18 protein-coding genes are annotated in these 21,133 nt (G+C 63.4%); 7 read left to right on the top strand and 11 right to left on the bottom strand.

The window, feature by feature from the left end:
- The first annotated feature begins 199 nt into the window (after positions 1-199).
- From DWV00_RS19710 to DWV00_RS19700, 3 genes are all read left to right on the top strand, one after another.
- Entirely contained in the window at positions 200-1,222 is a 1,023-nt protein-coding gene (locus tag DWV00_RS19710) for a hypothetical protein (protein WP_147297935.1), read from the top strand.
- Positions 1,223-2,275: a hypothetical protein gene (locus tag DWV00_RS19705; RefSeq protein WP_115535253.1), complete on the top strand. Its 1,053-nt coding sequence runs from the start codon at positions 1,223-1,225 to the stop codon at positions 2,273-2,275.
- Positions 2,276-2,336: 61 nt separating this feature from the next.
- Positions 2,337-2,819, top strand: a complete 483-nt coding sequence (locus DWV00_RS19700) for a hypothetical protein (RefSeq protein WP_115535252.1) — start codon at positions 2,337-2,339, stop codon at positions 2,817-2,819.
- A 163-nt stretch (positions 2,820-2,982) separates the two neighbouring features.
- Here DWV00_RS19700 and DWV00_RS19695 read toward each other — a convergent pair whose 3' ends face one another.
- Genes DWV00_RS19695 through DWV00_RS19680 form a run of 4 tightly spaced genes read right to left on the bottom strand, consistent with a single transcriptional unit; the run spans position 2,983 to position 7,853 of the window.
- Positions 2,983-3,894, bottom strand: a complete 912-nt coding sequence (locus DWV00_RS19695) for an efflux RND transporter periplasmic adaptor subunit (protein WP_115535251.1) — start codon at positions 3,892-3,894, stop codon at positions 2,983-2,985.
- A gap of 13 nt (positions 3,895-3,907) precedes the next feature.
- Positions 3,908-4,108, bottom strand: coding sequence for a DUF1656 domain-containing protein (locus DWV00_RS19690; RefSeq protein ID WP_115535302.1), 201 nt, complete (start codon positions 4,106-4,108; stop codon positions 3,908-3,910).
- An 11-nt stretch (positions 4,109-4,119) separates the two neighbouring features.
- On the bottom strand, positions 4,120-6,306 hold the full coding sequence (locus tag DWV00_RS19685; protein WP_115535250.1) for an FUSC family protein: 2,187 nt from the start codon (positions 6,304-6,306) through the stop codon (positions 4,120-4,122).
- A gap of 11 nt (positions 6,307-6,317) precedes the next feature.
- Positions 6,318-7,853 carry an efflux transporter outer membrane subunit gene (locus tag DWV00_RS19680; protein ID WP_115535249.1) on the bottom strand — a complete coding sequence of 512 codons (1,536 nt, stop codon included), beginning with the start codon at positions 7,851-7,853 and terminating at the stop codon, positions 6,318-6,320.
- Between the two features lie 219 nt (positions 7,854-8,072).
- Between DWV00_RS19680 and DWV00_RS19675 the strand changes: the two genes are divergently transcribed.
- A complete protein-coding gene (locus tag DWV00_RS19675; protein WP_115535248.1) occupies positions 8,073-9,011 on the top strand; it encodes a LysR family transcriptional regulator in 939 nt (312 codons plus the stop codon).
- An 87-nt stretch (positions 9,012-9,098) separates the two neighbouring features.
- Here DWV00_RS19675 and DWV00_RS34120 read toward each other — a convergent pair whose 3' ends face one another.
- Both DWV00_RS34120 and DWV00_RS19670 read right to left on the bottom strand, forming a co-directional pair.
- Entirely contained in the window at positions 9,099-9,272 is a 174-nt protein-coding gene (locus DWV00_RS34120; protein ID WP_181885528.1) for a hypothetical protein, read from the bottom strand.
- 41 nt (positions 9,273-9,313) lie between these two features.
- Positions 9,314-9,643, bottom strand: a complete 330-nt coding sequence (locus DWV00_RS19670) for a DUF2288 domain-containing protein (protein ID WP_115535247.1) — start codon at positions 9,641-9,643, stop codon at positions 9,314-9,316.
- Between the two features lie 69 nt (positions 9,644-9,712).
- On the opposite strand from DWV00_RS19670, the gene DWV00_RS19665 reads away from it, so the two are divergent.
- On the top strand, positions 9,713-10,243 hold the full coding sequence (locus DWV00_RS19665; RefSeq protein ID WP_115535246.1) for a cytochrome b: 531 nt from the start codon (positions 9,713-9,715) through the stop codon (positions 10,241-10,243).
- Between the two features lie 76 nt (positions 10,244-10,319).
- On the opposite strand, the gene DWV00_RS19660 is transcribed toward DWV00_RS19665, so the two are convergent.
- The 5 genes from DWV00_RS19660 to aqpZ form a co-directional block, all read right to left on the bottom strand.
- Positions 10,320-11,948: an acyl-CoA synthetase gene (locus DWV00_RS19660; protein WP_115535245.1), complete on the bottom strand. Its 1,629-nt coding sequence runs from the start codon at positions 11,946-11,948 to the stop codon at positions 10,320-10,322.
- 444 nt (positions 11,949-12,392) lie between these two features.
- On the bottom strand, positions 12,393-13,100 hold the full coding sequence (locus tag DWV00_RS19655; RefSeq protein ID WP_115535301.1) for a peptidoglycan DD-metalloendopeptidase family protein: 708 nt from the start codon (positions 13,098-13,100) through the stop codon (positions 12,393-12,395).
- 186 nt (positions 13,101-13,286) lie between these two features.
- The gene (locus DWV00_RS19650; RefSeq protein WP_115535244.1) at positions 13,287-14,195 is read right to left on the bottom strand and encodes an aldose epimerase family protein; all 909 of its coding nucleotides are present in this window, start codon (positions 14,193-14,195) and stop codon (positions 13,287-13,289) included.
- Between the two features lie 477 nt (positions 14,196-14,672).
- Positions 14,673-16,244, bottom strand: a complete 1,572-nt coding sequence (gene ilvA, locus DWV00_RS19645) for a threonine ammonia-lyase, biosynthetic (protein ID WP_115535243.1) — start codon at positions 16,242-16,244, stop codon at positions 14,673-14,675.
- A gap of 247 nt (positions 16,245-16,491) precedes the next feature.
- On the bottom strand, positions 16,492-17,274 hold the full coding sequence (gene aqpZ / locus DWV00_RS19640) for an aquaporin Z (RefSeq protein ID WP_281272660.1): 783 nt from the start codon (positions 17,272-17,274) through the stop codon (positions 16,492-16,494).
- Positions 17,275-17,734: 460 nt separating this feature from the next.
- Here aqpZ and DWV00_RS19635 point away from each other — a divergent pair, with 460 nt between their 5' ends.
- Together DWV00_RS19635 and DWV00_RS19630 are read left to right on the top strand one after the other, a co-directional pair.
- Entirely contained in the window at positions 17,735-19,918 is a 2,184-nt protein-coding gene (locus DWV00_RS19635) for a TonB-dependent siderophore receptor (RefSeq protein ID WP_245964949.1), read from the top strand.
- 140 nt (positions 19,919-20,058) lie between these two features.
- Positions 20,059-21,129 (top strand): TauD/TfdA family dioxygenase, encoded by a 1,071-nt coding sequence (locus DWV00_RS19630; RefSeq protein ID WP_115535241.1) that lies wholly within the window; start codon positions 20,059-20,061, stop codon positions 21,127-21,129.
- The last annotated feature ends 4 nt before the right edge of the window (positions 21,130-21,133 follow it).

Below are 21,133 nucleotides of genomic sequence, written 5' to 3'. Positions count from 1 at the left end.
CCTTCCGAGTCAGAGCGTCGAGCCAATGTCTCGACGGTCGATCCTGTGCTTGAGTGTGGCGCGAAGCATGAGATCGTCGATGGCGCGCGCGAATGATGAGCTTGCTTTGTGATAAATACGGAGAGGACAATCAGTGGGAAGATCTCTGACGTGTAAGCTTTCTATGCTCCTGCCAGGTTTTTGCTTGCTTGCATTTGGAATGGTTAGCGCCGCCCGACCTGCGACGTCGGATTGCACCGACGACGAATGCGTTGTCTTCGTCAACGAAAAGCCTCCGGCAGCGAACGCATTGTGTGATGGCGCTGCCGTAACGATCAGGTGGACTGTTGGCAAAGACGTCGTTTTGACGACTTGCGAGGACGATTGGACCGAAGAGCGAAATACCAATTTTCTTTCAGACGCCACAGGTGACTACGCGCGCAAACTCGTTTACGGTCGACCAATACTGAAGCAATTTTTGCGGCAACATCCGACAGGCCCTGTGCCGGACAAGTTCGCGCCGCGCCCATATTGCACACCACCATCGTCGCAGATGATTTCGACCAGCACCTTCGTGTTGCTGGATAAACTCCCGGCAAATACAGCCAATGGTTACTGCTTCGAACCCACCTATGTACATTACGATAAGAGGCAGGTGACCATCGAGACGGCTGAAGGTCGAGTTGCCGCCTCGGATGGGAACTATTTCGGTGCGCCGTTGACCGCGCAGCAACAGTCGGATCTTGTCACGCTGCTTCATCAGTATGTGCCGATTTCACGCCATTCGATATATGACGCGAGGAATGCGCATACTCAGCCGTCGCAGGATGAACAGACGCTATGCACTGACCGCGAGGAGATCTACTTCAGTTGTCCCCTGGAGAATGGAAAGACCGTTTCCGTGTGCGCGAAGGACAACACCGGCCCCGATCGGGGCTACGTGCAATACCGATACGGCGCGAAGGGTGACGTTTTCGCATTTCCGAACAAGAACGCTTCGCCGGTCAGGGCGGTCACGATCACTGACGTTTCCGAAGGGAGCGTTCGTGGGCTGCACTTGAAATTCTCGAAAGGGCCTTACACGTACGTCGTTTCATCGCTCTCACCAGGCGAGGTCTATGTAACGAAAAATGGAAAGGAGATTTTCGATAAGGCATGCCACGCGTCGAGATACAAGAGCTTTTCGAACAAGATTTTCGATGGGGTCCGCGAGGCCCCCGTGTCGAAGATCGATATCCATTGAATGATGCTAATGGATCAAATGGCGGCGCGTGTTCCGCTGCCCAAAAATAATGCGCTCACCGCGCGTGCAGCTCGTATCGGCGCACTGATTGCTGCCGCCTTGTTGCTATCTTGCGGCGTAACAGAGTCAGCACTTGCCGCGACGCCACCGTCGGCGCTTCGGTTTGCTTTGCCGGGTGGAGCAGCAATTCTCTATAGCAACGCCGTTAACCCTCAAGACCCATTGGGCGAACGAGCCTGGAAAAAAGCAGTTTTCTATTTCCCGAACGGAGTGTCGTTCGGCTTGCTGCCGAGAGTTGGCGAGTCGAACGTTGGCGTCGGCACTGCGATGGAACCGCCGAGCGACAGCGATATTGCGCCCTCGGGGCAATACGTTGTCATCGCGCGAGACGAGCAGGGGACAATATCCACGGGACCGGGACAACCGGAGTCTGTACTGAGCCGGGAATACTGTTCCATGATCGAGATACGAACGGGATGCATTACCGCCGATCAAACCGGTGAGATATGCGGGGCGGGCTGGAAAGCGGGCAACCCTGCTCAGTGGGGAACGGACGACAGGACGGATATGATGCTGAGGCGCGACCGACCATCGGCGGGTCGGCAGCTAGGCTTCATCCGCGCTGGTCAACCGGCGCAGCTGACAATCCGCGACGATTCTGGTGCCGACAATCTCCTTCGTTGCGATCCGGTGTCATCGGTCAATCGTGAGTCCTATCGGAAGATCGCGGCCGCCTTGCAAAAAGCAGGTGCAAATAATGATGCGCGACTGATCGCAAACGCGCTTTCACAGGCTGACGGCAAGTCCATTGGTACGCCGGTGCCTGCGGCAGTGGACGGTGAGCGTCGAGCGGCGTCCGTCTCGGCGGAAAAAGCGAGGCTCTATCTCGCTCCCGATGAGGCCCACGCGAGTCGTGCCTATCTGATTCAGAACGATGCGGTGACGGTATTGAAGCAGTCGCCGACAGGCTGGGCGTATGTGGACTACATCGATGCCTTCGGCAAACATCTTCTTCGATGGATTAGGACGGACCAGCTAGCGATCAGGCCGTGATGTCATTCACTAGAGCCGGCAGGCCAAAGTGACCATGCGAACATTGCTTTTGGCGGAGTCGATGCGCTGGAAGTTTAGTGCCTCCAAACCGGTTGCCGATATCCTACGCAGCCATACAGACGAAGAAATCTACATGAAAAAGCGTAATAGGCGGCTCCTGGCGTCAATGCTTATGCCGATCGGTCTCGGGGTTTCCGCGAAGCCCACATTGTCGTGCGATGCCGACAAGAGCAGCATCTCGCATTCGCTTGAGATTACCGAGAAGAACAACGGGGTGCCGGATTTCTCCTATATGTCGAGCACGCCGTCGCAAAGCCTCGCTTTGAATTGCACTATCGACTCGTCGCTGGTGAGCGGCGCGCCAACGTTTTCTGGAAATATGATTACCTACACCCTTAGTGGCGGTGATTCGTTGAGTATCACGAAGCAATCTCACGGGTATTTGTTCGATATGTCGAGGTTGAATTCAGCCAACTATTGCAGTGGCGTCGTAGCCAAGAAGTTAATGATTAGCTTCGGAAAAGTAAAATGCAAGATCGAGTGACGGTGGTTTGATCGAATTGCGCACATCACGCCGAGTTATTGCAGAAATTTCGAACAAGCGCAGGACCGGAAATCTAGAAGCAGAGACTCGGCGCAGTGAAGCAAATCGATTGACGGTTGAATGCGATGAAAGCGGAGGCTGTGCCTCCGCGATAGCCGTTTGATCAGTGCGCAGACGCAGGCGCGGGAGCCGAAGAGGGTGCGGGCGCCGACGCAGCCCCCGGCGACACAACCACCGTACAAGTAGTCCCCGCGGCCAGCACAACGCCGTCAGGAACCCTATCGATATGAATCCGTACCGGCACCCGCTGCGCCAGCCGTACCCAGTTAAACGTAGGATTCACATCGGCAACTAGGTCCCGGCTTTGCGGATTGTCGCGATCATAGATCCCGCGCGAGATGCTTTCCACGTGCCCTTGCAGCACGCCTCCGCTCATCAACCGAATCTGCGCCTTATCGCCGATCTTCACGCGCGGCAGCTTCGTTTCCTCGAAGTACCCGTACACCCAAAACGAGTGACTATCGACGATCGCAAGCTTCGGCGTACCAGCAATCGCATAGTCGCCTTGATACACCGACAAATTCGTCACATACCCATCAACGGGCGACACCACCGTCGTCCGCGAAAGATTCAACTTAGCCGCATCGAGCGCCGCCACAGCCTGCTGATACTGCGCTTGCGCAGCCGTCGCCGCACTCGAAGCATTCTCACGGTTTTCCTTCGACACAACGAGGCTATCCATATCCGCCCGCCGAGCAGCATCGGCCCGGCGCATGTCCCACTCCGCCTTGCGAGCAGCCACGGCCGCCTCCGCCTGCTCAACGGCCACCTGGTAATGCGCCGGGTCAATCTTCATCAGCACCTGGCCTTTCTTAACGAGCATATTGTCCGAAACAGGCAACTCAACAATCGCCCCCGAAACATCCGGCGCGATGTTGATGATCTGCGCGCGCACCCGCCCGTCGCGGGTCCAAGGCTCGTCCATGTAATGAACCCAGAGCCGATGCCCGATTGCCAGCGCGATCACGAGCAGCACTGCCGTGGCGATGAAACCGATGATTTGTCGAAGCGTCATGATTGGAGTCTTTCTATCGATAAACCGCGAGCCCGAGCGCGCCGCAGATGCAGACGAGCAGACTCGCGCGAAACAGCGCGGGGTGCCAAACGAACCGGAAAAGCCCAACCTGTGCCAGCAAGCGATCGACGATCCAAGTCAACGCCGCGCCGCCGATGCAAAGCGGTATCAGCGTAGGAATATAAGCGCCGAGAACGGCTATCTCGCGATGCATGGTCAGCTCCTTCAAGCCGGCGCCGCGGTATCGCGGCGTGCCGCGCCCGCGTAGCGCGAGAGCGGCGAATTGGGATCGATGAGCGCCGTGCGCACGAAGTGCAGGTAGCTCAGGATGCGTTGCATGCGATGCCGGTCTTCGCGCGGCGGCGCAAACGCCGCCAGCGCCTGCTGGGCGGCCGCGATCGCATCGTGATTCGCGGCAAGGGCGGCATCGAAGCGCGCATCCGACGGCCGCGCAAACAGCGCCGTCAGTGTCTTGGCCGACTGCGCAATACTGCGTCGCCACGGCATCGTCCGTGCGTAGCGCGCATCGCTCGGCAACCCAGCCAGTTCACGCCGCAGATCGATAACGGCATGGCCAACCTCTAACACCGCGATCAACCAAGCCAGCGCGTCGCGCTGTTCGGCCGGTTCTTGTTCCATGAGCGCGTGGGCTTGAAAGGCAAGATCGCGCGCGCGGCTCTCGAAACGTCCGCGCGCGGTAGCGAGCGGTGCCTTGCAGGCCAAGATGACTTGACGCCGCAAGTCGGAGAGCAAATGCCCGCGCAGCCAAGGCGTCGACGGCGGCAGCAGCACGGCAAAGGCCACCGCGCTGGCCAGCATCGACAGCACCACCGCGAGCGCGTCGTTCGCATAGCCTGCCGGATCGTAATGCACGAGGTTGTCGGGAGCGGCGAGCACGCAGAAGAAGATGCAGTAGCCGGCGCCGTATCCGGCCAGCTTCGCCCGCGTCGTCATGAAGATCCCGATCGCGAGTGCCGGCGTCAATACCGCGCACAGCAAGGGAAAACCGTCGATATGAGGGTAAGCGCCGAACACGACGATGAACCCGACGATCACGGCAAGCACCGTCCCGGCTGCCATTTGACTGGCCATGCGCGTGGGGCGCGGCGACGACGACGCCAGTGCGCAGACGGCGGCGGCATTGAGCACGAGCAGGGAGCCGTTCGGCCAGGCCGACGTGACCCAAAACACGCTCAGCGCGGCCATGACGATGGCGCCGCGGATACCGGCCACCGCGGTGAGGACCGCATTGGTCTTCGGCTCGTAGCGCTCGGGCGTGCGTTCGCGTTCGTGCGTCGTGGCAGCGAGCGACGCATAAGTGAGCGCATAGGCGTGCATGTCGTCGACGAACCGGTAGAGCAGCTCGGAGGCCGTGTCGAAGTCGAGCAGCGGGAAGTCGGGCTGCGCGGCCAGCACGGCACGCGCCTCGCGCACCCGGCGCGGCAGCGCGGCCTTGAACGCTTCAAGCTTGGTTGCCGAGCCGGCCGCGTCGAGTGCCGTCAGCACGGGCTCGCCGGGAGAGTGCAGCAGCGGCGCCAGCTCCTTGAAGTACGGCTCCAGCGCGTTCACGGCCTCGGTCGCCCCGGCACCGCGCAGGCGGTTCATCAACTGATGCAGCGCATGAAAGCGCGTGGACGCAGTCATGAATTCGCTGTTCAAGCGTGCAAGCCGTCCGCTACGGCCGCGTGATTCCGGCCCTTCGAAGACGGCGATACTGCGCATCGCTTCGAAGCCGACGATCTCCGCCAGAAAGCGTGCGTTCTGGCGTTCGATCTGCGGGCGATCGACGTATCCCGACAGCGCCGCCGCGACGTATTCGACGAACGCCGAGAAACGCGCGCGCACCGTCGTGCGCATTTGCAGCGTCGCTTGCTGCGGAAACACGAGCGCCCCCACGAAGCCAGCACACAACACGCCGAGCGACACTTCGGCCACACGGGTCAGCGCCGACAGAAACGCGCCGTCCGGATGCTGGGCGGCCGGGATGCCGATCAGCGCGGCCGTGTAGCCGGCGAGCAGAAAACCGTACGACCGAAAATTGCGGTTGCGCGCGGCACCGGCGGTGCAGATGCCGGTCCACAGCGCCAGCGCGCCGAGAAACAGCTCGCGTTGCGGCGCGAAGACGGCGATCAAGGCCAGGGTCGCCACGAGGCCGACGAGCGTCCCGCCGATCCGGTAGAAGCTCTTCGCGAGGATGGCGCCGCTTTGCGGCTGCATGACGATGAACACGGTCGTCATCGCCGTGCGCGGCTGCGGCAGGTCGAGCCGCATCGCAATGCCGAGCGCGAGGAACGCGGCGGCCAGCGCCTTGAACAGATAGATCCAGGTGAGGCCGTCGGTGCGCGCCCAATCCAAAAAGGCGGCTTGCAGGGCGGGCAGCGAACGCGGCGTGGGGGAGGCGGGATCGGCCATGGCGTCCGTCCTTAGCGCGATTCGCCGTGCGTGTCGCCGGCCTCGTGGGCCGCCGCCGGCGCATCCGCAGGCGTACCGTTGCCAGGGGCAAGGCTCTTGAGAACCTTCCCGCCGAACGGAACATGCTGCGAGGGCTGCATAGCGGCAGCGTCGGGGCTGTCGGCCGGCGCCGTGAGTCCGCCGCCCAGCGCGCCCATCAGCGAGGCATAAGCCGCCAGCCGTGCCGCGTGCAACTGCGCAACCCCTTGCTTCGCGGCGAGCCACTGCGTTTCGCTGACGATCACGTTGACGTAGTCGTTCAGGCCGCGCTTGAAGCCCAGTTGCGCGAGCCGGTAGCTGTGTTCGGCCACTTCGACCGAGCGCGCGGCATCGGCTTGCTGTGCATCGAGCGAGTGCAATTGGACGATCTGATCGGCGATCTGCTTCAGTGCCGTCACAACGGTCGCGTTGTAATGATCGACGGCTTCGTCGTAGCCCGCCGATGCCGCACCGAGCTTGCTGCGCAGCGCTCCGCCTTCGAAGATCGGCAGCGAGAGTGCGGGCCCCGCGGTCCAGGCGCCGTTGGCCGCATGCAGAAATTGAAACAGCGGGCCGCCGGCCGCGAAGCCGCCCAGCGACGCCATCAGATTGATATTGGGGTAGAACGCGGCGTGCGCGACGTCGATGCCGCGTGCTGCGCCCGCCACCGACCACCGAGCCGCGACGACATCGGGGCGATGTCCAATCAGTTCGGCCGGCAGCGCCGAGGGCAGGGCGGCCGGGGCATCGAGCGACAGCGTCGGCCGCGTCAACTCGGCGCCCGCGCCGGGGCCTTTCCCCATGAGCGCGGCGAGTTGATTGCGGTCGAGGTCGATCGCTTCGTGCAACGCCTCGATTTGGCGCGAGTACTCGGGCAGCGGCGTTTGCGCTTGGCTTACCTCGAGCTGAGTGCCGATGCCGCCGGCCAGACGCCGTTGCGCCAACGCCAAAAGCTGTTGCTGGCGCGCCAGCGTATCGGTGGCGATGTCGAGCAGCGCATATTGTTTGGATAAGTCGACGTAGGCACGTACCAGGTTGACTTCGAGTTCGAGCTGCGCGGCCCGCTCGCTCGCCGCGCGCTCGTGCGCGGCGTCGAGCGCACGTTCATGCGCGTGCTCGTCGCCGCCCCAGAGGTCTAGGTGGTAGGAGAATCCGAGCGTGCCGGTGTTGTTCCAGGTGTTTTGATTGGCGAGTTCGCCGGGGCCGTAGAAGAGCGGGTTGTCGGCCCAGTGCTGGCGCGTGATCGATAGATTGCCCTCGACGTGCGGCGCGAGTTCCGCGGCGGCGACACCCGCGAGCGACTGCGCCTCGCGCACCCGGGCGTCGGCGGCCGCGAGTGTGGGATTGCCGGCGATGGCTTCTGTGACGAGCGAATCGAGTTGAGCGTCGCCGTAGACGTTCCACCAGTCGGCGTCGGGCCAGCGCGCGCTGCGGTCGGCCGCGCGCACCGCGGCGCCGACGTCGAGCGAGGACGGATCGGCGGCCGTTTGCCGCGGCGCGATGCCGCCCGTGCTTGCACATCCTGCCATTGTTATCGACAGCGCAAGAAATGCGGATGCGACACACACTTTGCCGAGCGGCAATCGCACGATTCTCTCCCTTTTGCGATGCTATTGAACGCTGACAATTATATTTTTCAGCGGATTGTCGAATAAGCCGTAAGGATGCAATGCATTATTACCATATCTGAGATAATCGGTGTTGCGGAACGTGTAACAATCGCGACGCAGAGATACGAAGGGGTGGGTATGGATACGCTTCAAAACATGCGCGTTTTCGTGCGCGTCGTCGAGTCGGGCAGCTTCACTGCAGCTGCGCAGCATCTGAACACGACCACCGCGTACGCTTCGCGCGCCGTTTCCGATCTGGAAGCACACTTGCACACGCGCCTGCTGAACAGGACGACGCGGCGAATCGCGCTGACCGAAGCAGGCGAGCGATACTTGCAACGCTGCCAGCAGATCCTCTCATATGTCGAGGAAGCCGAGGCAGAGGCGAGCGACGCGCACGCGCGGCCCTCGGGCAAACTTCGTCTGCATGCGATGGCCAGCTTCGGCATGCACTATATCGTGCCCGTCGTCGGCCGCTACCAGCGGCGCTACCCCGACGTTTCCGTCGACCTGACGCTCGCTCAGCGAACGCCGGATCTGCTGGACGAAGGCTTCGACGTCTCGGTCGTGGTGGGCTACGATCTTCCCGATTCCGGCTTGATCTCGCAGCGGCTCGGCACCGTCTTCAGCATCGCCTGCGCCTCGCCTGCCTATCTCGAGCGCCGCGGCGTGCCGAGCACGCCGGCGGATCTCGCCAATCACTCATGCCTGCGTATCGTTACGCCGGCCTCGGTTTTCGACAAATGGAATTTCGACGGCCCGAACGGCATGGAAACCTTTACCGTTTCGGCGCCGTCGTTTCAAGTGAACGGCGCCGACTCGATGTCCGTTGCCGTTCGCGAGGGGATGGGCATCGCGGTCTTGCCGACCTACGCGGCGATGCGCGGGCTCGAGAGCGGCGAATTGGTCTGGATATTGCCTGAGTACACGGCCATGCAACTGAACATCTACGCGCTCTATCCGTCGCGGCAATACCTCGATGCGAAGATCCGCACGTGGGTCGATTTCTTGCATGACGAATTGCCGGCGACGCTCGCTGCCGAGCAGGCCGCCATGCGCAAATTCGCGCACGCATAGCCACCGCCGCGCGAACGCTGTCGCACGGTACCCGCCGGCGCACCGCGCCGGCTCGTCTGAAGCCTCGAAGCCGAAGCGCGCGGCGCGTCAGTGCTTCGTACGGTGCCAGCTAAGCATGTGATGCTCGGCCAGCCAGTGGTGAATCATGCCTTCGCCGTTGTGCTCGCGCTTGTAGGACCGGGATTCGAAAATCGTCAGTGCCAGCAGCACGAGCAGGCCGACGCACAGCCCGACCAGGCCGGCGATCGATTCAGCGTCCATGGCAGCCTCCTTTCCGCGATTTAGGGTCGCGCTAATACATACTAGGACACGCCGCGCTCTTGTACACAAACCCACGGCGAGACGACGACGGCCCAGAGTTCCGGATCGCGCGCCGCGAAATCGGCGGCCGTTTCCGCTTGCATGCGCTCGACGAGCCCGGAGGAGAGCCATTGCGCGACTTGATCGCGGTCGTCCTCGGCGATGGCGGCGGCCACCGTTACCAGATCGAGATCGCGCGCGACGCGCAGCAGCATGCCGCGTGCGAAAAAGCGTTCGAGTTCGGGCCAGGCGATCTTCGCCGTCTCGGCTAGCAGCTTCAGGTAGAGCGGGCTGTGGCCCGCGGTGTCGCCGGGGCGCTCAGGGGAGGTCATGTCGATGACTGCGTTCGTTCGTGAGGGTCGTCACTATAATCCATCTCTTCTTCTCCTCTAGAGGTGGTTATGTCCGGCTTCGGCGCCGCTCAGAAATACGATCCGTTTGCCCGCTTGCTCCATTGGCTCATCGTACTGCTGCTGATCGCCCAGTACATCGTGGCCTGGACGATGCCGGGCATTCACCGCGGGACGAAGCCCGTCGGGCTCATCGTCGTTCACCTCGATCTCGGCGCGTTCATCATCGCGATCATGATCGTGCGCCTGCTCTGGCGCATCGTGCGCAAGGAGCCCGCTCCCGTCGAAGGAAGCACGTTGCTGCGCGGTGTGGCGCATCTCACGCACGGCCTGCTTTATCTGCTGCTGATCGTGCAGCCGGTGCTGGGGTGGGTCAACGCCTCGTCGCGCGGCTGGCAGGTCACGCTGTTCGGCGTGAATCTACCGTCGCTCGCGGCGACGGGCTCGGCGCTCGGCCATCAGCTCGGCGGTGTCCATCGTCTGCTCGCTTGGGGCATGTTGGGGCTGATCGGCCTGCACGTGATCGCGGCGCTCTATCACCAGCTCGTGTTGCGCGACCGTCTGCTGCGCCGGATGGCGTAGCCCCACCGCGCCGCGCCGCCGGGGTTCCGGCCGCGCGGCGCGAGACACTCGGCGCTCGGCGCTGGGCTTCCGAAGCTCAGCCGAGCGAGCGCAGATCGCGGCGCACGATCTTCCCCGTGGCCGTCATCGGCAAGCTTTCGACGAAGGCCACCGCGCGCGGATACTCGTGCGCGGCCAAGCGCGTGCGCACGTGCTCTTGAATCTCGCGCACCAGCGCGTCGCTGGGCGCGAAGCCCGTGTTCAGCACGATGAACGCTTTGACGATCTCGGTGCGCGTCGCATCGGGCACGCCGACGACGGCGGCCATGCGCACCGCCGGATGGCCGAGCAGGCAATCCTCGATCGGGCCCGGGCCGATGCGGTAGCCGGCGCTCGTGATGACGTCGTCGTTGCGCCCGACGAAGCGGATGAAGCCTTCCTCATCCATCACACCGACATCGCCCGTCACGAGGTAGTCGCCCGCGAATTTCTCGCGCGTGGCCTCGGGGTTGCGCCAATAACCGAGGAACATGACCGGATCGGGCGAGCGGATGCCGATGTTGCCTTCCGTGCCGGCAGGCAGCACCCGGCCGGTGTCGTCGACGATCTCGACGCGATGCCCCGGCACGGCCTTGCCGATCGATCCGATGCGCGGCTCGAACAAAGCGCTGCACGAACTTACGACGACGTTGCATTCCGTCTGGCCATAGAACTCGTTGAGCGTGACGCCGAGTGCCGCGCGGCCCCATTCGATCAGTTCCTCGCCGAGCGATTCGCCGCCGCTCGACACGGCGACGAGCGACAGCGCGTGGCGCTCGCGCGGGCGCTCGACGGTGCGCAGCATCTTCAGCGCGGTAGGTGGCAGGAACGCATGCGTGACTTGGTGCCGCGCCATCAATTCGAACGCGCTCTCGGCGTCGAACTTCTCGAACCGGCGGGCAAGCACGGGTATGCCGTGGTGCCAGGACGGCAGCAGCACGTCGAGCAGGCCGCCGATCCAAGCCCAATCGGCCGGGGTCCACATGAGGCGCGCCTCGTCGGGGAAGAACGCCTGCGGCATCTCGACGCCGGGCAGATGTCCGAGCAGCACGCGATGGGCGTGCAACGCGCCTTTCGGCTTGCCGGTGGTGCCCGAGGTATAGATGATGACCGCCGGATCGTCGGCGCTGGTATCGACCGGCTCGAGCACGCGGACCTCGTGTTCGAGCGACGACCAGAACGGCAGCGCGCCGGCCGCCTGCAAGGCTTGTTCGTCGCCGTCGATGCAATAGACCGTCTTCAATTCGGGCAGCGAATCGCGAATCTGCTCGATCTTGCGCAAGCCCGCCATGTCGGTAACGAGCGCGACGGCACCGCTGTTGGAAAGCCGATATTGCAAGGCCTCGACGCCGAACAGCGCGAACAGGGGCACGGCGATCGCGCCGAGCTTGTAGGCGGCCAGATGGGCGAGCGCGGTCTCGGGCGCTTGCGGCAGGAAGATGCCGACCCGCTCGCCGCGCGCCACGCCGTGCCGCGCGAAGCTGTGTGCGAGCTGATTGGACAGCGCCTTCAGTTCGTCGAAGCTGTAGTGCGTCACCGTGCCGTCGCGCTGCTCGTAGACGAGCGCGAGGCGGTTGCTGCCGTCGGCCCACTTGTCGCAGGCGTCGACGCCGATGTTGTAGCGCTCGGGGATCGGCCACGCAAAGCCTGCGACGAGCGTTTCGTAGCTGTTGGTTCGAGTTAGCATGCCGCGTCTCCTTCAATCCTCTTATCTTCGGTCGGCTCGATTAATTCATCGATAAAATCGCCAAATAGGCAGAGCAATTGCAATGTGGCCGATTAAGTCAGTTGAATGGCGATTAACCGCGTTGCAATCGGCATTTGCGGACACCGTGAGCGAGCCCCATGGCCTGGCGCTTCCGGCGGGGTGTCGCGGGTTTCATCCGACGATCTCATGGCAATGTCTCCAGTTTCGACGTATTTCTATGACATTATCTCGGCACTATGTGCCAATTACCGCTTTTCCTTCAATAAATCGATTGTGGATGTATTGCAGAATCGTTAAATTTGTAATCGGCGCATGGCGAACCGGTCCTTTGCCTCACTGCGCCGAACCCCCGTTGGCCCGGCTCGTCCGGGCCTCTTTTTTTGCGAGACGCCCGGCCGCGTGCCGCGGCCCCTTGCCTGAACTTTACCGCGACGGCAGATAACGCGACGGGTCGATCGACTTTCCGCCGTAGCGCAACTCGAAGTGCAGGGCGACGCGATCGTTGTCGGTGTCGCCCATCTCCGCGATCTTCTGGCCTTGCGCCACGTGTTCGCCCTCTTTCACGAGCATCGTTCGATTGTGCGCGTAGGCCGTGAGGAAATCGGCGTCGTGCTTGACGATCAAGAGGTTGCCGTAGCCGCGCAAGCCGTTGCCCGCGTAGACGACGGTGCCCGCCGCGGCCGCGACGATCGGCGTACCCGCCGCATTGGCGATGTCGATGCCCTTGTAGTTGACGCCGTCGAACCCGTGGATGACCTTGCCGGCAGTCGGCCAAATGAGCGAGATGCCGTTGGCGGGCGCCGTCGCTTCGGGCGCCGCGAGCACCGGAGCCGTGCCGCCGGCGGATGCCGTGGCCGTACCCGGGTTCGTTCGGATCGGCGCGCCCGCCGCCGCGTTCGTCCCGGGCGGGACGACGCGCAGCACTTGGCCGACTTCGATCGAGTTGGGATTGGTCAGGTTGTTCCAGCGGACGATGCTTGGAACCGACTCATGATGAGCGCGCGCGATCTTCGTGACCGTATCGCCGCGCTCGACTCGGTAGTACCCGGGCGCGACCGGCGCCGAACCGCATGCGGCCAGCGCCGCCGCCAGCGGCACGCACGCGAGCCGCATCATCGTTTTCCGCAACATTGAACCTCGCTTGACGCTCAGAAACGCTTCGAATGCGCCGCCGCGCCGATGTTGCGGTGCGGCGGACAAAACGTCCGATTGTAACGGGGTTAAGGTCGACGAATGCGCGTAAAACGGTAAAACCGGACTGAGCGAAATGCTCCGAACGATTCGAGCGCTTCGAGCGCTTCGAGCGCTTCGAACACGTTAGGCAAGATCGGACACGCGGATGCGCAGCGATGCCGTCTCGGTGCGCCCCGGTTCGAGCCAGCGCAGGCCGAGCCCGTTGTGGATCGCGTCCGGCAGGCCGAGCCACGGTTCGACGCAATAGAAGTCGGACGTGTCGGCCTCGGTCCAGGTGGTCACCGCGTACCAGGGCACGGAGCCTTCGCGGTCGAGGTCGATCTCGATGCGCCGGCGCAGCGTCGGGCAGTCGAGCTGCACCGGCGTTGCCGGTACGCCTTGAAGGCAGTGGAAGCGGTCGTGGATGAACGGGTCGTCGAGCGTGTACTGCGCTTCGCCCGGCTCCGGCGTGCTGATCGCGCCGTCTTCCAACTGGCGGCGGCGCACCGTCGGCGGCAGCTCGAGTGTCGTTTCGCCGCGTAGCGTGTGCGGCAGCGCGAAGTAGAAGTGATGGCCGGCGTAGTAGGGCAGCCGCGCGTCGCCGGTATTGGCCGCCGTCAACGTGACTTCGAGGGTATGTGCATCGGCGAGCCGGTACGCGGCCTCGAAGCGGAACGAGAACGGGTACTGCGCGCGCGTGGCTTCGGTGTCGGTCAGCGTCATGCGGATGCCGTGGCCGTCGGCGTCGACCTCGTGCGAGAACGGCAGGTCGCGCGCGAAGCCGTGCACCGGCAGGGGACGCACGACGCCTTTCGCATCGCGCCACTCGCCTAGGCGGCTATCGACTCTGTGCCGGCCGAGGAATGGGAACAGCAGCGGGTTGCCGCCGCGCACGCGCGGCACGTTGTCCCAATCGGCGTGTTCGGGCCAATGGATGACCGTTTCGTCGCCGATGCGCCAACTGAGCAGCCGTCCGCCCAGTTGCGGTGCGAGCTGGAGACGGGACGACCCGTGCGCGATATCGACGAGGGCCTGCTGTGGGGAAACGGTCATGATGGGCGGTACTCGGTGATGGGGTTGGGGGGGAGCGCTCGCTGCTCGCTCCATGCGGAAAGGGCCCCCGCGCTTCGGGGGCTGGCGACATGCGATTGTGCCTCGGCTTCGGCTCGGGAAAAACCCTGCTGGGGAAATTGCCCGCTTTCGAGCGTGAAAGACTCGGCTCATAATGGCCTCGCCTGCGGATATTTTGTCGTTTTGTGCCGGTCGCGCGGCGTTGCGTTTGCAACCCGTCGCCGCTCGGCTTCCGTCCATCCGCTGTAGTGTCACTCGCAAACCGTTCCGGAGGCAGCATGGATCTCGCCATGGCAATGGGCCTTTCGCTGTTCGGCATCTTCGCCGGCAGCACGGTCTTTTTCTTCTACCGCCTCCCGCGCTGACCGGCGCGTCCATGATGCGGCCGCCGCTCGGGTGCCTCAGGGGCCCGACGCGCCGCGGCCGAACACGCAGATCAACAACGGCGTCGCCCGCCCGTCACGACAGGAACATGCGATAAGCGCGGTTGTCGGTTTCTTCGCGGTGCGCATAGCCGAGCGACGAGAGAAATCCGGCGAATGCGTCGTGTTCTTCGGGCGGCGCTTGCATGCCGACGAGGATCGAGCTGTAGTCGGCGCCTTGGTTGCGGTAGTGAAAGAGGCTGATGTTCCAGTTCGGCGCCATCGACGAAAGGAACTTCATCAGCGCGCCGGGCCGCTCGGGAAATTCGAAGCGAAATAGCCGCTCCTGCCGCGCGAGCGGCGAGCGGCCACCCACCATGTAGCGCACGTGTTGCTTGGCCAGTTCGTCGCCCGTCAAGTCGACGGTCGGAAACCCGCCGGCTTCGAATGCGCCGGCGAGCCGCGCCGATTCGCCGCGATGCGCGGTCTGCAACCCGACGAATAGATGCGCACAGTCCGCGTCGGCGATCCGATAGTTGAATTCGGTTACTTGCCGTTCGCCGACGAGTCCGCAAAAGCGCTTGAAGCTGCCGTGGCGCTCGGGCAGCGTGACGGCGAACAGCGCCTCGCGCGCTTCGCCGACGTCGGCCCGCTCGGCAACGAAGCGCATCCGATCGAAGTTCATGTTGGCGCCCGAGGTCACGGCGACGAGCGTTTCGCCCGCCATGCCGGTGCGCTCGGCATAGCGCTTCGCGCCGGCAACGGCCATCGCACCGGCAGGCTCGAGCAGGCTGCGCGTGTCTTGGAACACATCCTTGATGGCGGCGCATAGCGCATCGGTATCGACCGTCACGATTTCGTCGACATAGGCGCTGCACAGCCGAAACGTTTCCTCGCCGACGAGCTTGACTGCCGTGCCGTCGGAGAACAGTCCCACCTCCTCGAGTTCGACGCGGCGCCCGCTCGAGAGCGATTGCGCCATGGCGCAGGAGTCCTCGGTTTGCACGCCGACGATGCGGATCTCGGGGCGCACGGCTTTGGTATAGGCGGCGATGCCCGCGGCCAGGCTGCCGCCCCCGATCGGTACGAAGATCGCGTGGATCGGGCCTTGGTGCTGCCTCAGGATCTCCATCGCGACGGTACCTTGGCCGGCGATCACGTAGGGATCGTCGAACGCGGGGATGAACGTGAGATCTTGCCGGTGCTGCAGTTGCAGCGCGTGCGCGTAGGCGTCGCTATACGACTCGCCGGCGAGCACGACTTCGACGGTCGGGCCGCCGTGCGCGCGCACGGCATCGATTTTCACGCGGGGGGCCGTTTGCGGCACGACGATGACGGCGCGCACGCCGAGCTTCGCCGCCGCGAGCGCGACGCCCTGCGCGTGATTGCCGGCCGACGCCGTGATGACGCCGCGCTCGAGCGCGTCGCGCGAGAGGTGCGCCATCTTGTTGTAGGCGCCGCGCAGCTTGAACGAGAAGACGCTTTGCTGATCCTCCCGTTTGAGGAAGACGGTGTTGCCGAGCCGGGCCGATAGCTGCGGGGCGGGCTGCAAGTCCGTTTGCCGCGCCACGTCGTACACGCGCGCGGTCAGGATCTTTTGGAGGTAGCCGGCCAACTCGTCGTGATGGGGCGTTTCCTCGGCGGCGAGCGGGGCGAGCGAATGATGCATGGGAAGGCTCCTTGTAAAACGATCTGTTGCAAGGAAGCCCAGGAGGCGGAAATAAAAAAACCCGCCTATTGGGCGGGTTTCGTGTCTGCTGCTTATGCGCGCTAACCCACCATTCTCGGAATGGCGGGAATAATCACGGCGATGGGCAATTGGCGGCAGTTCATGCGGCTAAGGATCGCTGATCGGCAAGCGGCTGTCAATCGCCGCTTGCGCCGCTTGCGCCGCTTGTGCTGGCGATGCTTTTCCTTCAGCTTTCGAGCGCGACCGATGGCGCCGGTGCGGCGGCTTCTTCATCGGATACCACGATCGGGAAGATCACGGCTGCCAAGACGGCACCCACGCACGGGGCAAGCCAAAAGAGCCAGAGCTGGCCGAGGGCGTCGGCGTGGCCGAAGAGTGCGGCAACGAGTGCCGGGCCGGTCGAGCGCGCGGGATTGACCGATGTGCCCGTGACCGGGATCGACACGAGATGGATCAACGTGAGGCACAGGCCGATGGCGATTCCCGCGAAGCCGGACGGGGCGCGCTTGTGCGTCGCGCCCAGAATCACGAAGACGAAAAAGGCTGTCATGACCACTTCGCAAAGGAATGCGGCCAGCATCGAATAGTGGCCCGGCGAAAGCGCATTGAAGCCGTTTGTCGCGAACCCGGCCGTGGCGGGATCGGCGGTGGGGGTGCCCATCACGATCTGGCTCAGAACGAGGGACGCGGCTGTCGCACCGATCGTTTGCGCGACGACATACGGCACGACGTGCTTGTTTTGGAAGCGCCCCGCAACGGTCAAGCCAATGGTCACGGCCGGATTCAAATGAGCGCCCGATACGGGGCCGATGGCGTAGACCATCGTCAACACGGACAGACCGAAGGCCAGCGAAACGCCGACAAGGCCGATGCCGACGTTGTCCGCGAAGACATGGGCGTTTGCCGCGAGGAGCGCACTGCCGCAGCCGCAGAAGACCAGCCAAAAAGCGCCGATCAATTCGGCAATGTAGCTTCGCAATGCCTTCGTAGTCGAGACTCCGAATCGAATAGTCGAGAGACAGGATGGGCGGCGCGTTTCGCGCCACCCGGCGGTGGTGGAATCTTATTGGCCGGCGTGCAGTCACGATCAAAACTATTGTGAAGAGCTTAGTGCATCGTGCTGTCTTGAGCGGACTCGGCGCAGTGGCCGAGCATGACGATTCTTCGAATATGGGATTGCAAAGAAGGGCGGCCGAATGCGCAAAGCGAATGGGATTTCCATTCTTGATTTCGCTAAAGCCGCTGAGAACAACCGGTACAAACCTGGCGCTATGCCGCGCGCAGAGGCGGTTGTTCTGACCGTGTGGATCCAGATACTTTCCGCGCAAGACATCCCACTGACCGCGCCTTCGCATGATCTTTCGTAAATGATATTGAGAATGATTCGCGTTTACGATAGAGTCCAGCCATTCGAACGTTGAACGATGGGGGAATCGATGCGGGACGCGGTGACAAGTCATGCGGATTGTTTGGCGAAACGGGTTTGCAGCGCGAGGCGAGGCGCGGCGCATTGCCAGGACGGACTGATTCTCGTGTGCGCATTGGCGTTCGCGTCATGGAATGTCTACGCCCAAGACGACAACGCCAAGGACGCCGAGACGTCGCGTAAGACGGCCGGGGCGGCCGTGGCGTCGAAGGACGCAGCCGCATCGAGTGTCGGCGCGCTCGATGCGATTTCCGTACGGGGCACGCGCCCGTCTCTGTACGCGGTACCCGACGTCAACGTCGGCGCGCTCGGCGCGAAGGATCCGAAGGACTTGCCGATGTCGGTCGCGTCTTACTCGAGCGAACTGATCGAGGCGCAGCGTGCGCGCACGTTGATGGACGTGCTGAAGAACGACCCGTCCGTGCAGAACACGGCAGTCGGCGGCGCGATGGACAACATCAGCATCCGCGGCTTTCCGATCGATTGGACCAACACCATGCGTCGCGACGGAATGCCCGTCGCACCTTACTACGACGTGCCGCTGGAGAACGTCGAGCGCGTTGACGTGCTCAAGGGACCGTCGGGCTTCCTCTATGGCGTGAACTCGCCGGGCGGCACCGTCGATTACGTGCTCAAGCGTCCCACCCGAGATCGCTTCACCACGGTCACGAGCGAGGTGCGCAGCTACGACGGCTACTACGGTGCGGTCGATACGGGCGGGCCTATCGGCGACGGTCAGTTCGGCTACCGCTTCAACGTAGCGGGCGAGAAAGCCGGCAACTTCGGACATGCGGGCGACCTGCGCCGCACGTTCGTGAGCGGCGCACTCGATTGGGCGATTTCGCCGCGCGCGCTGCTGCAGTTCAATTTCGATTACCAGAACAAGCGGCTGGCGGCGCAGCCCGTGATCGGCACGCAGCCGGATGGTTCGCTGCCGCCGCAGTTCGATCCGCGCATCCTGCTCGGGCAGCCGTGGCTCCAATACCGGACCAATACGTTCAACGTCGGCGGCCGTTTCGATTTCAAGCTGACCGAGAACTGGACCTTCACGACACAGGTCGCGCAGTCGTACAACAACCGCGACGCGGCGTTCCCGGACATCTATTCGGTCGCGGCCAACGGCAACATCTTGAGCGGCGACATCTATCTATCGCCCGATCAAAGCTTCCGCGTGCTCTCGACGAATACGTTCGTGAGCGGCAAATTCAATACGGGACCCCTCTCGCATCAGTTCGTGACCGGCGTATCCACGCGCAACTACGAAGCACGTCAAGGCGGCTTCGGCGTCATGCCGATCACGGTCGGCAATCTGTTCGACCCGGTCTATTCGCCGGCGCAAACCACGACGTTTCCGGCGAAGACGGTCGAAAAGAATTTTCAGCCAAGCGTGTTCGTCAGCGACCTGATCGATATCGGTTCGTATTGGAGCGTCATGCTCGGCGTACGGCACGTCGGCTATCGAGACGACTCATACGCGCCGGCCGCCGCGGGCACGCATTACACGTCGAGCGTGAACGTGCCGTCGGCCGGACTGATCTTCAAGCCGCTGCCGTCGATCTCGACTTACGCCAGTTATTCGGAGGGCTTCGAGCAAGGCGGCGTCGCGCCCTACAACACGCTCAATGCCGGGCAAAGCCTGGCGCCGGTGAAAAGCAAGCAATACGAAGCGGGCGTGAAGGCCGACATCGCCAACAAGCTCACCGTCGATGCCGCGGTGTTCCGCATCGAGAAGACGCTGCAGTACGTCGACTCCTCGAACTACTACGTGCAGGCCGGCACGCAGCGCCATACGGGCGTCGAGTTGACCGCGAACGGCCGCCCGACACGCGACCTGTCGATCGTCGCGGGCGCCGCGTACCTGCATACCGAGCAGGAGGAGACGGGCGATCCGGCGACGAACGGCAAGCGCGCCGCGAATGTGCCGACGTTCCAAGCGAGCGCGTTCCTCGACTATCGAATCGCGGCCGTGCACGGGCTCAGCGTGAACACCGGCATCTACTACGTCGGTGCGAGACCGCTCGATGCGGCGAACACCGTGTCGCTGCCGGGGTACGTTCGCGTCGATGCCGGCGCCCGCTACCAAACACGCATCGGCGGGCACGCGACGATCTTCAGTGCCGGTGTGCAGAACCTGACCGACAAACGCTACTGGGCCGCGGCGAACTACAACGCCGCATGGCCCGGACAGCCGCGCACGTTCTTCGTTTCGGCGCAGGTCGACATGTAGCGCAGCAGGCTCGATAACAAGAAAAGGCTACCGGACTTGCCGCAGAGCACGCCGGCACGATCCCCACGAAAACAGGTCGTTCGCAGGGCATCCGCCCCACCGCCGGTGTGGCAGCGCCCGTTTTCACTCGAGGTAGCCGTATGAATCTTGTCGAAGGCATCGATCCCTCCGGACTGAGGGCGGTTTCGAAGTCGCTCGCGATCTACGAATTGCGCGACGACGAACTCGCCGTCCTCGCGGATGTCGCGCGGGAGCTCCTCGCGCATCATGACAGCGTCGAAAGCACGTCGTTCGCGCACGATTGCGCGCTGGCTGCCCAGGAGCTACCCCGTTCGCTGCGCGCGCTCGCGCATCGCTTCCGTCAACTCGAATTGCCGTGCAGCGTCCTGCTGTTGCGCGGCATGCCGGTCGACGATACGCGCATCGGCCCGTCGCCGTCGCACTGGGACGCACCGTGGCGCAATCCGCCGTCGCTGCTAGAGGAGGCGATGCAATGCCTGATGACCTCGCTGCTCGGCGACATGTTCGGCTGGCGCACGCAGGAGAACGGCCGCTTCCTGCGTCACATCGTGCCGATCGAGAAGGACCGAGCGGAGCAACTGGGCGGCGGCAGCAGTGTGACGCTCGTTTGGCACAACGAAGAGGCGTTTCATGACTATCGCGCCGATTTCCTGTCGATCCTCTGCTATCGCAACGACGAGCGCGCGCAGACGATTTTCTGCGGCATCGACGAGATCGAGATTCCCGACGACATGTGGCGGGTTCTGAGCGCGCCGCGCTTCACGATCCTGCCGGACAAGTCGCACCTGCCCGAGCAGAACGTCAGCGAGCATTGGCGGCTCGACGATCACGTGTTCGAACACATCCGCCGTATGCACGACAACCCGGAACCCGTGCCGGCGTTGTCGGGGTTGCGCGCGAAGCCATGGCTGCGCGTGGACGAGGCGTTCATGTCGGCGCTGCCCGGCGACGCCGAAGCTCGGCAGGCGCTGCGTTGGCTCATCGATGCCTGCTACGCGAACCGGACGAGCGTCGTCATGCAGCCGGGCGACATGGTGTGGATCGACAACAAGCGCTCCGTGCATGGGCGCACGGTCTATCAGCCGAACTACGGGCCTCGGCAGCGCTGGCTGCGGCGCGTCAACGTTCACAACAACCTGCGCGAGACGCTGCCGTTCCGGCAAGCGCCGGCAATGCGCGAAATTCTCTGAGGCG

The organism is Trinickia dinghuensis, from assembly GCF_003367175.1.
GTDB lineage: Bacteria > Pseudomonadota > Gammaproteobacteria > Burkholderiales > Burkholderiaceae > Trinickia > Trinickia dinghuensis.
Note: the sequence above shows the minus strand (reverse complement) of the source record. Positions and strands in the feature narration are given on the sequence as shown.